14 protein-coding genes are annotated in these 14,143 nt (G+C 31.6%); 4 read left to right on the plus strand and 10 right to left on the minus strand.

Going from position 1 to position 14,143, the window contains the following annotated elements; genetic code table 11:
* The first annotated feature begins 55 nt into the window (after nucleotides 1-55).
* Genes O5O44_RS14330 through O5O44_RS14345 form a run of 4 tightly spaced genes read left to right on the plus strand, consistent with a single transcriptional unit; the run spans nucleotide 56 to nucleotide 6,117 of the window.
* Nucleotides 56-1,369: a hypothetical protein gene (locus tag O5O44_RS14330; protein WP_289194911.1), complete on the plus strand. Its 1,314-nt coding sequence runs from the start codon at nucleotides 56-58 to the stop codon at nucleotides 1,367-1,369.
* Complete coding sequence (locus O5O44_RS14335; RefSeq protein ID WP_289194912.1) at nucleotides 1,339-2,028, plus strand: chromosome partition protein MukE; 690 nt, start codon at nucleotides 1,339-1,341, stop codon at nucleotides 2,026-2,028. The genes O5O44_RS14330 and O5O44_RS14335 overlap by 31 nt, the downstream gene beginning before the upstream one ends.
* Nucleotides 2,021-5,194, plus strand: coding sequence for a hypothetical protein (locus O5O44_RS14340; RefSeq protein ID WP_289194913.1), 3,174 nt, complete (start codon nucleotides 2,021-2,023; stop codon nucleotides 5,192-5,194). Before O5O44_RS14335 ends, O5O44_RS14340 begins: the two co-directional genes overlap by 8 nt.
* 2 nt (nucleotides 5,195-5,196) lie before the next feature.
* The gene (locus tag O5O44_RS14345) at nucleotides 5,197-6,117 is read left to right on the plus strand and encodes a hypothetical protein (RefSeq protein ID WP_289194914.1); all 921 of its coding nucleotides are present in this window, start codon (nucleotides 5,197-5,199) and stop codon (nucleotides 6,115-6,117) included.
* On the opposite strand, the gene O5O44_RS14350 is transcribed toward O5O44_RS14345, so the two are convergent.
* The 10 genes from O5O44_RS14350 to O5O44_RS14395 form a co-directional block, all read right to left on the minus strand.
* On the minus strand, nucleotides 6,099-6,644 hold the full coding sequence (locus O5O44_RS14350) for a hypothetical protein (protein WP_289194915.1): 546 nt from the start codon (nucleotides 6,642-6,644) through the stop codon (nucleotides 6,099-6,101). The genes O5O44_RS14345 and O5O44_RS14350 overlap by 19 nt on opposite strands.
* 11 nt (nucleotides 6,645-6,655) lie before the next feature.
* Nucleotides 6,656-6,823 (minus strand): hypothetical protein, encoded by a 168-nt coding sequence (locus O5O44_RS14355; RefSeq protein WP_193744009.1) that lies wholly within the window; start codon nucleotides 6,821-6,823, stop codon nucleotides 6,656-6,658.
* Between the two features lie 256 nt (nucleotides 6,824-7,079).
* Nucleotides 7,080-8,876 carry a ParB/RepB/Spo0J family partition protein gene (locus O5O44_RS14360; RefSeq protein WP_289194916.1) on the minus strand — a complete coding sequence of 599 codons (1,797 nt, stop codon included), beginning with the start codon at nucleotides 8,874-8,876 and terminating at the stop codon, nucleotides 7,080-7,082.
* 261 nt (nucleotides 8,877-9,137) lie between these two features.
* A complete protein-coding gene (locus tag O5O44_RS14365; RefSeq protein ID WP_289194917.1) occupies nucleotides 9,138-9,974 on the minus strand; it encodes a DUF932 domain-containing protein in 837 nt (278 codons plus the stop codon).
* A 387-nt stretch (nucleotides 9,975-10,361) separates the two neighbouring features.
* A complete protein-coding gene (locus O5O44_RS14370; protein ID WP_289194918.1) occupies nucleotides 10,362-11,081 on the minus strand; it encodes a hypothetical protein in 720 nt (239 codons plus the stop codon).
* A gap of 11 nt (nucleotides 11,082-11,092) precedes the next feature.
* The gene (locus tag O5O44_RS14375; protein WP_289194919.1) at nucleotides 11,093-12,259 is read right to left on the minus strand and encodes a hypothetical protein; all 1,167 of its coding nucleotides are present in this window, start codon (nucleotides 12,257-12,259) and stop codon (nucleotides 11,093-11,095) included.
* A gap of 88 nt (nucleotides 12,260-12,347) precedes the next feature.
* Nucleotides 12,348-12,506, minus strand: coding sequence for a hypothetical protein (locus O5O44_RS14380; protein ID WP_289194920.1), 159 nt, complete (start codon nucleotides 12,504-12,506; stop codon nucleotides 12,348-12,350).
* A 15-nt stretch (nucleotides 12,507-12,521) separates the two neighbouring features.
* Entirely contained in the window at nucleotides 12,522-12,827 is a 306-nt protein-coding gene (locus O5O44_RS16315) for a phosphatase PAP2 family protein (protein WP_350494440.1), read from the minus strand.
* A gap of 310 nt (nucleotides 12,828-13,137) precedes the next feature.
* Nucleotides 13,138-13,908, minus strand: a complete 771-nt coding sequence (locus O5O44_RS14390; protein ID WP_289194922.1) for a M90 family metallopeptidase — start codon at nucleotides 13,906-13,908, stop codon at nucleotides 13,138-13,140.
* A 19-nt stretch (nucleotides 13,909-13,927) separates the two neighbouring features.
* Entirely contained in the window at nucleotides 13,928-14,140 is a 213-nt protein-coding gene (locus tag O5O44_RS14395; protein ID WP_289194923.1) for a heavy-metal-associated domain-containing protein, read from the minus strand.
* Nucleotides 14,141-14,143 lie beyond the last annotated feature (3 nt).

The following is a 14,143-nucleotide window of genomic DNA, read 5'->3' on the forward strand; positions in this document are numbered from 1 at the left end:
AATATTAGACATAAATCAATTGTATGACCATCTTGTTCTTACTAAAGAAGAAGGTATGGTAATCTATATCTTAGATTCAAGGATTAAAGCAGGTAAAGTTTCTAAATACTTTACTTATCGTGATATTGAGAAGTGCATTAATGAAAGTGCTAAAATAGAAGTTGGCTCTATACCACAAACAGAAAAAATTGTTAGAAACTTACTTCATTTTTATATTGAAAGACCACCAAATGAAGAGTTGAAATTTGCGCTTACCAACTATGCGAAAAAATTTATCGATTTAATCCATAAAAAACTTCATAGTCCACTTAAACATTTTCCACTTAAGAAAACGTTTCAGAAATATGCAGATTTTAAATCTTCGGAAATTGAAACTATAGCTGATTTTGAATTATGGTACGATTTACAATTTCACAATAACAGTAAACAAACCATTATTGACCACCTTGAAGCTTTAAAGGATGTTGTCAATTCATCCATAAGCCGACTTAATGAATTATTGAAAAATGAATCAGAAGACCTTTTGACCATTACAAAAGAATTTACATTAATCTTTGATGAAATTGGGCTAAAATCTGAGGAAATAAAATATACTCTTCGTTTAGGAAACACTCTAAATATTGAAATTGAAAAAGTCGTTGATTTTTTCTATAAAGAAATAGATGAGTTCAAGCATCCTGAAAATAGTACTGAACGAGAAAAATTTGAAAAATTAAACGATGACTACAAAAAGGCTTTGCATATAAAAACAGAAGTAACTGATTTTTTCTATGATGTAGATTATCGATTAAAGCAATTGATGGATAAGTCATTATATGCTAATAACCAATTAACAAATCTTCAAAATAGCTTTAGAAACCAATCAAGGATAAGAATAAATTTAAAAAAATTATTGAAATTCGCTTTAGAGCAGGCTTCGTATTCCAATAAACACATTATCACTTTACCTAAATCCTTTCCTATAAAATCAATACCTATTGAGAGATTTAAATTTATAGAAGTACCTTATTACCACACGTATGGAATTCAGAGAAACGAAATACTACCAGCTCATTACGACAATGAATATGCAAGGTCTGAAAGAGAAAAGGTAGAAAAAGACCTTTTTAGGCAAGAGAGTGCTGCAAAATTACTAAGAGAGTATAAAAGTATTCTCGAAGAGAAAAAAGAACTGAATTTCACAGAGCATTTCTATAAAATTCTAGAACGTGAAAATGATAGTGAAATAGCTTTAAGCGTTGGTTTTGACCTTTTTCAATTTGCAAACAGCAATCCCAGATATCAAATAGAAATTACAAAGGATTTGCCAGAGGCATATTCTGAACAAAAAATATTAGTATGGAACATGAAAATAAACCAAATTCTTTAGAACATCCTTTTAAGTTTTTAGAAAATAATGATGTTAAAGAAAAATTTGCAAACCTTAACATAGAACTTTTAAGTGGCAGACACATTCAAAAGGACTCAAATTATTACCTCTACCAGTTACTAAAAAAATATTTTGAAGAACTAAAGTTCTACTATGCCAACTTCTATGGTTTAGAGTTAGAAAGAGACTATAAAAATGACATTACATTTTATTTTCTTGATTTTACAGAAGATTCAAAGGGTGCTTTAAGCTCAACGAGAAGACATAAAGAATTATCCAGCTTACAGACCGTAATGGGCATAATGCTATTAAATATGTATTATGACAGGTACTTTGAAAATATTAAGGAAATAACATTTCCAGATATTAAAAAGGAAATTTTATCTGGTGAAAACAGTAAGCATTTCAAAAAATTATGGTTTAAAGAAATAAGAGATGAATATTCGCCCAACGAATGGAAGCGTGTGATTACCAATATTAAAAATACTATACGAGATTTTGAAAAATTAGGATGGGTAGAATCTATGGCTAAAGACGAGGGTGAAGACATACACTTTAAGCTAAAAGAACCTATTTATCGTTTTCAAAAATTATATGAAAAAGAAATAACCCACATTGATGAATTTATAGAGAACTACTTATTACAGACAAATGATTAAATACCCACGAATATATTCTTTTTCTACAGTTGGAATCATAATGCATTTTAACCAAGATTATTTATTACACCCTATTAGGACAGATTTCACAGGAAAGAACGGAATAGGGAAATCACTTATTGCCGACCTTTTTCAAATTCTTTTTATCTCAGATAAGCAAAAAATAGCGTTTGGTACTGAAAGCTTCAAGAACAATACGCGATTACTTCACACACTTCCTTATAAAACTTCAGACGCTTATATTTTTATTAATATTGAAGTAGAAAAAGATAGCTTTATCACTTTAGGCGTTAATATACCCAATAAAAAAAGCAGACCACTCAAATCATTTTGGATTCTTAATAAAGCTCATGGTATAAATGATAATAATGAATTAAGTGATTTAAGCATTGCTAAAAACAACATACCATTTTTTAAGGATTTTATTCATGATAATAGTATCCCACCAATAGAGAAACTTGCCATTAAACTAAGGGATGAAAAACAAATATATCTTAGAAGCTTTTCAGATAAGAATCAAAAAAATGAACTTTACACTTTCCTATTTGAAAATAGAGTATTACCAATCGACCTTTCTATAGAATCTAATCTTGACGCTTTTGCGAAAGTCATACAGTCGTTCTCAAAAGCAAAAACGTTAGACACAGATAGTGACGATAGCTTAAAGAGCTTTCTTTTTGAAGATAAAACAGACAACCTTAAATCTGAATATGAAAAACATAAAGCAGACTTAGAAAAACTCATTAATGATTACAAAGACCTTGAAGAATTAATTGCAGATATAGAAAATAAACAAGAACGTCTTACCAATTTAAGTTCTTTAAACAGCCTCTACCTCAATTCATTTAAAGAACACCTTTTAGTAGAATTCACGCATACTGAAAATGAAATTTTAAAAAAGAATCAATCATTAAAAGATATAAATACACAACTATTAGAAGAACATAAGCAAATTAAATCATTACAAACCAATAACCCAGAAGTTAAAAAATCAGCTCAAAAAGCTAAAAAAGAACATGATAATCTTGATAAAACCATAAAGCACTTAAAAGAATACAGAGACATTTTCGCTAAAGTAGAATCATTAAAATCTAAGGTGAATGAATTGGAATGTATTAAGCTGCCAGCAATTGAAAATGAGGCAAAAATCTCTATTAAGGATATCGAAACTTATGAAATTTCGGAAATAAAACGTAGAATATCTCATTTTACAACTGTTTTTGAAGATTATGGTTCTCTTGAAAGCATCGAGCAAACCATTGAATCCCAAAAAGAGACACTTGATAATCGAAAGAGTTCACTCAAATCAAATAAAGCGGACATTCGCGAATTACTTAATCTTCTCTCTAAAAATAAGAAAAACTCTCTGTTTGCTCAACTTTTATCGCAACAGAAAACATTAACTAAAAGTCAAGAAGCAATTCTATTTGCAATCTTAAAAGGTGTTCATTGGAAGAAACCAAATGAAATAATCGCTGGCATTAGGTATGTTGAAAGTTTAGCATTTATGGATGAAAAATTTATTGAAAATGATTCTGAAAATGATGGTTATTGGTTTAGTATGGGTGGCATAAAAGAGTTTATATCTTCAACAAAAGATAAACAATTATTCAAAGATAAAGACAAACTTGGGAAAGCACTTTCTAATCAAACAACAAAACTGAACAACCAAATTAGTCTAATCGATAAAGAACTTTCACACATTGAATCCTTTTTTAGAGGTGAAAAATTTGAACAAAAATCAATACATATTGACCAAAAGTTAGACCAAAGAATTAATGACTTTTCTAAACTAAAAGATTTAAAACTTTCTTTAGGTTTAATTCAAAATCTTGAAGTTAAAAAACAGAGCTTAAATACTCAAATTTTTAATGAGAACAAGCTATTAAAAAAAGTAGATCTAAAAATCAATATTCCCATTGAAAAAAAGAACCTTGCTAATCAGCTAGAAAAACTTAAAGAAGAGTTAGAATCTATCGACATAAAAGAGCGAAACCTATCTTCTCAATATAGTTCTGATAAAAGTAAATTGGAAGAAAAACTACGATTTTTACCATCACTCAAAAACCAACCTTTGGATTTGGGAAAATCGCTTACAGATTTAGAAAATCAACGTAAAAAAATTGAAACAGATTTTTACAAATATTTCCCAGATTTAGACATCAAGAATATAGATAAATCGAGGTACACAGGTATTGAAAGAAATCCTTTATATACTGAGTTTCAATCCAACAAAACTAATTATATAGGTGATTATAAAGGAATTATAAGCTCATTTGAACAAATTAAAAACGACCCAGAAATTAACGAACAAATTACACAAGTAACATATAACTTTGAAATACTTGAGCGTGTCCTTTTAGGTCCAAAAATAAAACACTCAGCTAATATTTCAGAAGAGCTTAAACAACTTAACAGTAGTAGATATAGAATGTTTGGTGCTATCCATGAAACGATGTTAAATATTTTTAAGCAAACCAAAGGAAAGTTTGATGAATATCATGAAACTATAAAAGCGTTAAATAAATTTTTTAAAGGAAAGAAAATTAGTGGTAAATATTATTTTCAATTGGAATTTAACAAACCGTCAGACTTTGATATTAACTGGATTAATGATTTACAAGCCACATCTCAACAAGTGCATAATGCAGGTGAACTTCCTTTTGGTGAATCTGTAGAAAGTTTTGTCGAGAATTTTTTCATGAAAACAACCAGTTTTAATCAAAAAATAAAATTTTCTAATTTGCTTGACCCGAAGACGTATTTTGAGTTAAGGACAAAATTTACTGATGAGTTTGATAATGAAAAATCTGGTGGTAGTACTGGTGAAAGTTATGCAGCAATTGTACTGCTAGGTATAGGTAGGTTGTCTGTAGTTTTAAATGCGGATTTACCAGGACTTCGATTCCTTATTTTAGAAGAGGTTTCAAATTTAGATAATTTAAATTTTAGCACTTTCCCAAATATTGCTGAAGAATTCGGTTATCAGATTCTTACAATGACACCACGACCATTTGGCTCAGACACCGAACAAGGTTGGTATTTGCATCATTTAATAGAAGGTGCTGGCGATAAAAACATTAACTATCCTATTCCTAATAGTTATTTTAAAACCAATGAAGGCAGGGAAGATTTAGAAACGTATCTAAAAGCACAATCAAATTAAGAATGAATTGGACTGTATTAAAATCTCTACATCAGCTTTTTTTAGACCGAAAAACTAAAGTTAAGCATTCTCTAAAAGAAGATTCATCCTTTCAACTATTGGTGTCTAATAAAGAAATTATAGAAGTAGGTAAAAACTATTTGCCTGGACTGCTTTTTGATTCGTATTATAAAAAACATCATTTAAACCTGTTTCCTATTTATTTTGATTTTTTAAAAACCCATAATCTTTTAACCAAACGATTTGAAGAAGAAGATATAAAGACTCTAATTGAATTACAATCAAAGAAGCAAAGTGGTAATCTAATACCTAGTAGAGAACAATTAATTGAAGCACAAGAAACCGTTAGAGGATTCTCAACAATGTTTTTTAAAAATGACAAGTACTTAGATAAAAAAGACTCATTAATAAAAGCCATCAATCAAATACTTGATATTACACTTGTAGAGAACAAAGACCAACAGTATCTATACATACTTCAATGTGAAAAACCAGAATTAATTGTTCTTTGCGAAAACTTAGATTTTTTAAGAAAAGACAAAATGCCTCGTGAAAATAATTATGAACTTTGGTATGCAGGTGGAAAAAATGTTCCCAAATTAAAATACGCAGATACTAGAGGACTTCCCATTTTTTATTCAGCTGATTGGGATGCAGATGGTTTAGAAATTTATGAGTTGGCTAAAGAAAAAATTCCGAAACTTCAACTTTTATACCCAACAGCCATTTCAAAAAGTATTGTTGATACAGAACATAGTAGCCATTGGAAAAATCAAGATAAACCAGAAGCACTTTCAAATTTAAGTTCTCATTTGTATTCAGAGAAGTACCAAGCAAAGATTAAAAAACTTATAGAGACGAATCATTGGATTATTGAGGAATCAAATGACTTAAAAAAAATGATTCAAAACAGTTTCTCTTGAATATCCAAAATACCATCATCTTTTGACACTTTGTTCTTTTTCAAAATACCCTTAAGCGCTTTTCTTCGCTTATCATAAATCCATAATCTCAGATTTTTTAAGAGTCCTTTTTCATAATCTGACAGTTCTTTTGGTGCTATTTCAATCATAGCTTCTAACTGGTCTTTACTTTTAGTCTGCATTGCATATTGAAGTCCCAGCCATGTGTAAATGTTTGCCCATTCTGTTTGCATGGGTGCTTCATAAGTTCTTGGCATCATATAGGCTAAAGTCTCTGTTAATGATGCCATTTTATCTCCTGTCATTGAGCAAATTATTCTTGATAATTTTATTCTACCAAGAATGTCTCTCGGTATGGTGTCTTGCCATGCCGATTTAAAAACAATGATTGGACTCGCGAGACAATCCATAAAATCGAAGACGAAATCGCTCTTATCCTTTTTAGTTGGTTTTACTACTTTTTCTTTTGCTAATATCGGCTTACATTCAAAACCGAAATTGAACTGAACTACTTTTAAATTTTCCATGATGTGAGATTTTAGCTTAAACAATTAGTTAATAATACCTGGTAATTTTCAGGATGCTTTTCTCTGTAATAAGCCAAATGACTTTCTCCACTATCGACATCGTAATTTTCACTACTTACTCGATAATGTTCTTCTGCTTCTTGTAATGAGATGCTGGGTTTTTCAGATACTTGTTTCATAATTCTAAGATTTTTTGATTAAACAATATTTGAGCAGTACCCAAACGGAAGCTAAAATCACAGCTCAAAAGGAAACGGAATAAATAAGCGTTGGATGATGCGTAGGCTTTATGCCGTAGTCTTTTGATGGGTGTATTTTACGAGTTTACCTTTGCGCTGATATTGATTGAATAGGTTCTACTTACCTTTTTTTAAAGGACTATATAAAAAAATAAGAGCCAGCACGAATGCTGACCCTTACTTCCAACAACAAAAGCTAATCGTTTAATTCCTGAATTTTCTTTTCAAGATTTCCTATTCGCTCTTTCAAACGTGCTTCACGCTTGTTTCTCTCTTCTGCATATTCCTTTTCAATATTGGCAATTTTGGTTTTATAATACCCTTGCATCGCATTGTAGAATGAAATGTTCGTTAAGTTATTAACGTGATTGCTTTCGCCAAAATGTACTTGCTTGGTAAGGATGTACCGAATCAACTTATAAAAGGTTTCTTTTTTGAAATTCTTTTTGAAGTTCTCGACAGTTTCAACATCAGTCTTCTTGGATGTGTTACCCAATAATTTTGAAAAGTGTTTTTGTCGACCTACATAGTCCACATTGTTTTCAAATAAAGTTAATGAAAAAGCCACCATTTCATCTACCGAAAGTGATTTCTTCTTTTCAATATAATCGGTTTCACGAATCATCTGAACTATGTCCTCAAATTCCTTATTATGCTCGATGTGTCGCTTTCTGATTTCCCTTTCATTGATTTTAACGATTTGCTCTTCAGGCGAACACTCTGCCATTTTTCTATTTGCCAACGGTTCAGAATATGTAGAATTTTCGTTTTTTGAATCTTCTAACCGCTTTACAAAAACGGCTTTATGAGCATACGTTTTTGGATGAAACATAATACCAGTTACAAATCCATTGTCTTTTGCGGAATTATAAACTTCCAATTCTTCCTTGTAATTATCAACCGCTTCTTCAAGTTCAGCTTTTAGCTCATCTTCAGAATAGTCGTAATGTTGGTATTCTGTCTTAATTGCTTCCATTGTAGGCTCAATCGGCTCTTCGATTATTTCAACATCATCCAGAAGATAGACTTTCAATCCATTTGTTTCCAATTGCGATATAATGAGCTGGTTATTCTCGTCATCTGCCCAGTATTTGCGAATTTCAGGAATCAACAACACATTCTCCTTCTTCGATTTTTCAATCAAGTTCAAGAATGACTTGCTTTTCTTCGTTTCATAACAGGCTGATTTTGTACACACCATTTTACCATCGCCAAACAAATTACCTTGATTTGCTGCGTTAAATGGACATGTTGTACATGCTCCAACTTTAGTAATCAATTTGTCATCGACCACATCGAAAGGTGCATTCTCCAAATCGTAGGTCTGGTTTTTAATCATCTGATTAATTTGATGGGCATTAAATTCTTCTCCCATTGTTTCTAGCATCATTTGCTGTTCCTCTGGCTCGAAAAGCGCAACACCTACACCTAACGAAATCGTCATTTCGCCATTACGAACAAACACTTTAAAACCTTCAATTAGAGCTGCTAATTTTAAACGTTGCCTTACAAAGTTTTCTGTTCTTCCCAACCGTTTCGCAATTTCCGTTGGCGCATATTTTTCGCTTAGGAATGCTACAGCTTCAGCTTCTTCAGTAGGTTCAACATCTTGTCTTTGCAGATTTTCGATAATTTGAATTTCCAGAACATCATTATTATCGTACTCTCTAACGATACTCAGAATAGTTTTCTTTTTCGCTAATTTGCTTGCGCGATACCTACGTTCGCCCATGACGATGATGTAATCTTTTCCAGATTTTCGGACCGTAATAGGTTGTAGGACACCGTGTTCTTCGATGCTTTCAGCCAGTTGTTTTAGAGCTTCCTCGTTAAAGGTTTTTCTTGGTTGCATTGGATCAGGAATAATCCTTCCGATAGGTAGTTCTTGAACTTGAAGTCCAATGGCGCCTTGTGTCAATTTCTTCTTGACTTCATTTTTTACGGCGGCTGATGCCTTTCCGTTTTTACTTGTAGTACTCGCTTTTGTTGTCATAATACTTAAATTTTAGATTAAACAATATTTTTGCAGAACCCAAACGGAAGACAAAATTTCTGCTCAAAAGGAAACGGAATAAATGAGTTGTGGGCGAAGCTTTGGCTTTATGCCGTAGTCTTTTGATGATAATATTTTGCGAGTTTATCTTTGTACCAATATTGATATAGATATCTCTCCCATTTTTTAAGCGGAAATAAAGTATGAATCTAAAAAAAACTCTAGTTTTAAGGTACTAGAGCAACCTTTGATTATTCGATATTAAACCATTTCATATATTTCATTGAATAGTTTTTTATCCCACTTTTCTTGTTGTGAAAATGTCTTCTTCAATGTATTGTGTAACATGGAATTGAAGGCATTGTAGCCTAACCATAAATTCGGCTCTTCGTTTAGCAGTAGTGCTTCGTAGTTCAAGGTTTCAAGAACTTCACGGGATTTCTTTGAAGGCTCTTCATTTGTATCGCTACATTCATACCTAAACAGCTTAGTTTTATCCAAAATGGCTTTTACAAATTCTTTTGTGTCGATGATTTTAAAGTCTTTCATCTTTTCAAATTTCTTGACGATGGTATAAAATTCATTGTTCAGGAACTTATCGAATAAGCCATTCATTCTTGGCATAATCAATTCTGTATTATTTTTGCTATGCTTTATGGAAAACTCAATTTCTGCTTGCGAAACGTGCAATCCATTTGAGCATACTTTTCTATAAAAACCAAAATGTCCGGAAGTCTTCTCACTACCATCATACGAGTTTTTAAAACGTAGCATGGGTAGTATTAAATCTTCCTTGTTTTTGAGTTTAAACTGGTTGCTGTCTTCAATAATAAAGTCTATAATGAAAGACCTATCGTTTCTATTGACACTTCGTTTATGGTAATTAATTCCAGCATCCAAAAGCATCTGTTCTGCTTTTTTAAAGAATAATTGATTAGGAATATGGCCATAACTGTTTGATACCACATTCACGATTTTACCATTTGAGATAATGGCATTTTCAAGTCCTCTACGAGATTCCATCTGCGTGAGGCTTTTTAAGGATTTCATTTCTGAAGAAACAAAAATCTCATCTTGCTGTAAATTACTTAAATACATAATATTTGATTTTAGATTAAACAATATTTAAGCTAGAACCAAACGGAAGCTGAAATCACAGCTCAAAAGGAAACGGAATAAACAAGCATTGGATGTTGCAATGGCTTTATGCCGTAGTCTTTTGATGGGTGTGTTTTACGAGTTTAACTTGCTTCACATATTGTATGAATAACTCTCTTTTTTTTAAGCGGACGCTATTTCAAAGTTTTATATTGGGAATGTAGCGTTCCTGCTCCCGAAGTTTCGGGATTAGGGAGGATCAAGCGAAGTGGAAATCTAAAACTTTGGAATTGTTTCCAAGACCTATGTTAGTGAAGCTCCTTTCTCGGAATGCAGAGCAACGGAATATAGAGAAATGTGCTGAGTGTGAAGAAATGGCTAATTTTACTATTCCTTACCAACTTCATCATTTAAATAGGGATGTTTAAGACGCTCGTACATTAGTTGTCTGAAAGGTAAAGTTTCTTCGGTTGGATATGTATTGAAATAATTATACATAGCAATAGCCATTTGCCTCATAAATCGATTCCATTTTTTAATTGGGATGAAATAGATACTATTTAAGTTTTCAAACTTATATATAATCCCTTGTACCGATAAATTGTTCTTCTTTAACTTATAAGCGTAATAAAAGCTATTGTTTGATAAATCGGACTCTTCAATATATTTATAATTTTCTAAGATAATATCGATATCAAAACTTTCTCTAAATTTCCAATGTTTACCGTTTTTTCTTTTATGAATGAGTTTTTCTTCAGCTTCATCGGAAGTCATAAACGTATTTATGATTAGCTTATGTTTCTTTAACTTACCAAAATTAATTTTTGAGCTTAATACAAGATTTAGAATGCTTTGATTGTAGAATAACTCAAAACGTTTTAAGAAAAGGAAAAAGCGAAACGCAGAAAGTGTAAAAACGTAATTTCTTCTTTTAGCACCAAGCTCATTAATTGTATCATCTGTAAAATGAACATTGAATTGTCTTTTCTTATTATCAAAGCCAATTGATATATGTTCTCCCTCTTTTAAAGTTGGTGCATTGAAAATGAAACCTTTTTCATCAGTATAATTAAACCGTAGATATAATTTTCTTAATTCATCAATCATAATCTTGCTAACTATTCACTTTCAACAACAGTTTCAAAAAAATCTTCAATTGTAATTCTTTTATTTTCATCTAATAAAAGCGGGGAATTATCATCTACCTTTATTCTTTCAGATTCAATCTTCGGCTCAATATGTAATGTTAAAAAACCTTTTTCTTTAAAGTCTTTAGAAACTAATTTCCAAGGAATCTTTATTGATGATTTTTTTGGATTAGGCTTATAGAATAATGAATCGGATTCAAAACTATCATCTCCAACCAATATTTTTTTTCTAGGCTCAATTGTAATTATATTACTTTCAGAATTTATGAACGTATCAAAATGAACATTTTTTAACCCCGATATTATATAACTTCCTTTCTTTTCACAATTCTTATAAGATATTTCATTTATATCTTCTGGTAGCGATAAAGTTAATTTCCAATGCTCTAATGGATCTGAACCATTATTGGTAACAAGAATAGTACCTTCGAAAAAACTTCTATTAAATTCAGTTTGCTTTGGGCTATTAGAAAAACTAGTACTAAATATCTCAGGTGTAATCCAATGTTTATCAACCATTTTCTCTATCCAATCGGGCATAAGTTCTTTAGCTTGTTGTTCCATTTGTTCATATTTCGTTCTTGCAACACGAATTTTTTGAAGAAATTTTGGATTAACAGTCATCTCTGTTTCTCCATTTTTAAAAGTTACATTTACAGACTGACTCTTTTTAAACGTTTGACTATTTAAATAATAGTCATAAGTAGTTTTGTTCTCGAAAATAAGGTCAACAATATCTTCCCATGAATATAGATGCACTTCAAAGATTCCTTGTTTTAAATGTTCAATATTCTTTTTTCGGATGACAGTTTCAGCAACAACATCCTTAACCGCTGTAGTTGCGAAATACATTTTTTTAAGTGAAGGTTCAAACTTTTTTGCTTTTTCAATTTCTTCATTAATCTCCTTTTCAAGAAGTTGCTTGTTTGTGTACTCATCCTTTCCCTTACACTGAATTCCAAAATATGAAATTTCACCTTTTGGAATTCCATACACATCTATTCCTGCTTGGTTTTGTCCAGAACGACCATTCTTCTTTATTTCAGCACAACTCCAGATTTCTCCCCATAACTTTTTGCAAAGGTTTTCAAAGTCTTGCCAATTTTCCGGTTTTGGTAATGATTGGGATATTTTCATAATAAGATTAATCAATTACGAATATAATAATCTGAATTCTAAAAGCCACTAAATAAAAATGTGAGTTAAGGAAATTTTATTTAATGTGCTAAAATTTAATCACAACACCTACCATATTATAACCTGAATGCGACGAAAACGTGAAATTGGTTTTAAATCTCGGTTCGATAATTTCGCCTGTAATATCGCGTTTTACTTCTTTTTTAATTCTGCGGTTGGCTGCATTCTTACCTATAACATAACCCATTAAAATAGCAAATAGCTAATCTGATGCCCAATGTACCCTGGAACTCATCATTTTAAAAGCCATAACTCCCGCTATCGTATATCCTACTGGTTTAAGCCATTTAACGTCTGGATAGTGAGTTGTGATAACGGTAAGCGTTGCTATGTAAGTGGTCATACGGCCAGATGGCATAGCATCATAATTTGGTGTGTTGGTTTGGTAGGCTTTAAAACTTGGAGAAGGTGTCCAATGACCTCCTGGGTTTCCGCTTTCAATCGCTGCATTTGGGCTTTGTCTTCCTGTTATTCTTTTGATTATTTGGGTGCTTACACCAGAGGAAATTCTTGTTCAAACCCTCGTGACAAGTAATTTGACTTGTACTTACTTCCTACATTTGAGATTTTATCTAAAGTAACAGGATATGCTAAACCAATAATAGCAATATCTATTGCCACACATATTTCAATAAAATAATTAAATTTCATCTTTTAGTGGGTTAGTGCTTTTCTGTTCTTACTAGTAAAAAAACATTATCATCCACACAATTGAAAATCAAAACAAATCTTTTGCAAACCCTTATTTTAAAGAAATAATTACCCGAAAACGGATAGCGTGGCAATGTAACGACAATCTGCTGAGTTAATTATAGGCTTCAACCAAGCTTCTGTTTAAAACAATTCTCCAACATCTCATAAAGCTCAGGATGTTTACTCTTAAGTAAATCGGGTCGCTCAAAAAAATACTCCGCAGCTACCGCAAAAAATTCTACCTGATTTGTACCACCATATTTTCGGATATCAGAATGATTATTATTAATCGCTTCCATTTCCTTATGGATTAAATTCAACCAAGGTATGGCATATTGATGTTCTAATAATCGCTCTGGCACACCATCTGTTCTCTCATCTAATTTATCAATAAGATGCACAAATTCGTGTATGCCAGTATTGCTTTTATCGGTTGTATTTTTAAAACCGTGATATAACGCTTTTTTTGATAAAATCATTTGCTTCTCGAAACGTCCATTCCCAACAATTCCTCCAATATTACGCAAATTATCTTTGCTGCCAAATTGCATATCCTCATTGAAGTTATCCGGATACAGTAGTATTCCACTTAAATTGGTGTAATGCCATTCTTTAAAGCCAAAAACAGGTATTACTGCACTCGCAGCAATTAAAATCTTGTCGAGCTCTTGCAATTCCAATTGTACGCCATCAATATAGACTTCACTTAAAAATTGCATCATTCGCTGCTGAAAAGCTACTTGCCTTTCCTTTGAAAGATTACGATAGTAGAGCACATTATCTAACAACAGACTGTGCCAATGCTTTGGGAAAGGCTGCACCTTTTGTCGCTGTGCTTTTCTATAAAAGTGAACAACCAAAAGAAGAATGACACTTAAGAGAATAACGTAACTCATATTAATTTATTTAAAGGTATTACTCTAAGGACTTTGCCTTAAATCCTACTTTTTGCAAAGTAGCTTTTACATCTTCTTCTGAGGCACCATCACTTTCTACCGTTAGAATTTTATCTGGATTCGCAGTATCAACTTCCCAGCTTTCAACACCATCTTGTTTGTTTAAAAAAGGGGTTACTTTTGATACACAACCACCACAATTGATATTTGTTTTAAATTTTAAAGTTTTCATAGT

The sequence above is a fragment of the Algibacter luteus genome (assembly GCF_030344935.1).
In the GTDB taxonomy this organism is placed as follows: domain Bacteria; phylum Bacteroidota; class Bacteroidia; order Flavobacteriales; family Flavobacteriaceae; genus Arenitalea; species Arenitalea lutea.

Excerpts from the sequence above, each read along its gene's own strand:
- O5O44_RS14390 (WP_289194922.1), bottom strand. The coding sequence starts at position 13,908 with ATGAGTTACGTTATTCTCTTAAGTGTCATTCTTCTTTTGGTTGTTCAC.
- O5O44_RS14360 (WP_289194916.1), bottom strand. The coding sequence starts at position 8,876 with ATGACAACAAAAGCGAGTACTACAAGTAAAAACGGAAAGGCATCAGCC.
- O5O44_RS14355 (WP_193744009.1), bottom strand. The coding sequence starts at position 6,823 with ATGAAACAAGTATCTGAAAAACCCAGCATCTCATTACAAGAAGCAGAA.
- O5O44_RS14375 (WP_289194919.1), bottom strand. The coding sequence starts at position 12,259 with ATGAAAATATCCCAATCATTACCAAAACCGGAAAATTGGCAAGACTTT.
- O5O44_RS14350 (WP_289194915.1), bottom strand. The coding sequence starts at position 6,644 with ATGGAAAATTTAAAAGTAGTTCAGTTCAATTTCGGTTTTGAATGTAAG.
- O5O44_RS14380 (WP_289194920.1), bottom strand. The coding sequence starts at position 12,506 with ATGGGTTATGTTATAGGTAAGAATGCAGCCAACCGCAGAATTAAAAAA.
- O5O44_RS14330 (WP_289194911.1), top strand. The coding sequence starts at position 56 with ATGGTAATCTATATCTTAGATTCAAGGATTAAAGCAGGTAAAGTTTCT.
- O5O44_RS14395 (WP_289194923.1), bottom strand. The coding sequence starts at position 14,140 with ATGAAAACTTTAAAATTTAAAACAAATATCAATTGTGGTGGTTGTGTA.
- O5O44_RS14365 (WP_289194917.1), bottom strand. The coding sequence starts at position 9,974 with ATGTATTTAAGTAATTTACAGCAAGATGAGATTTTTGTTTCTTCAGAA.
- O5O44_RS14340 (WP_289194913.1), top strand. The coding sequence starts at position 2,021 with ATGATTAAATACCCACGAATATATTCTTTTTCTACAGTTGGAATCATA.
- O5O44_RS14345 (WP_289194914.1), top strand. The coding sequence starts at position 5,197 with ATGAATTGGACTGTATTAAAATCTCTACATCAGCTTTTTTTAGACCGA.
- O5O44_RS14335 (WP_289194912.1), top strand. The coding sequence starts at position 1,339 with ATGGAACATGAAAATAAACCAAATTCTTTAGAACATCCTTTTAAGTTT.
- O5O44_RS14370 (WP_289194918.1), bottom strand. The coding sequence starts at position 11,081 with ATGATTGATGAATTAAGAAAATTATATCTACGGTTTAATTATACTGAT.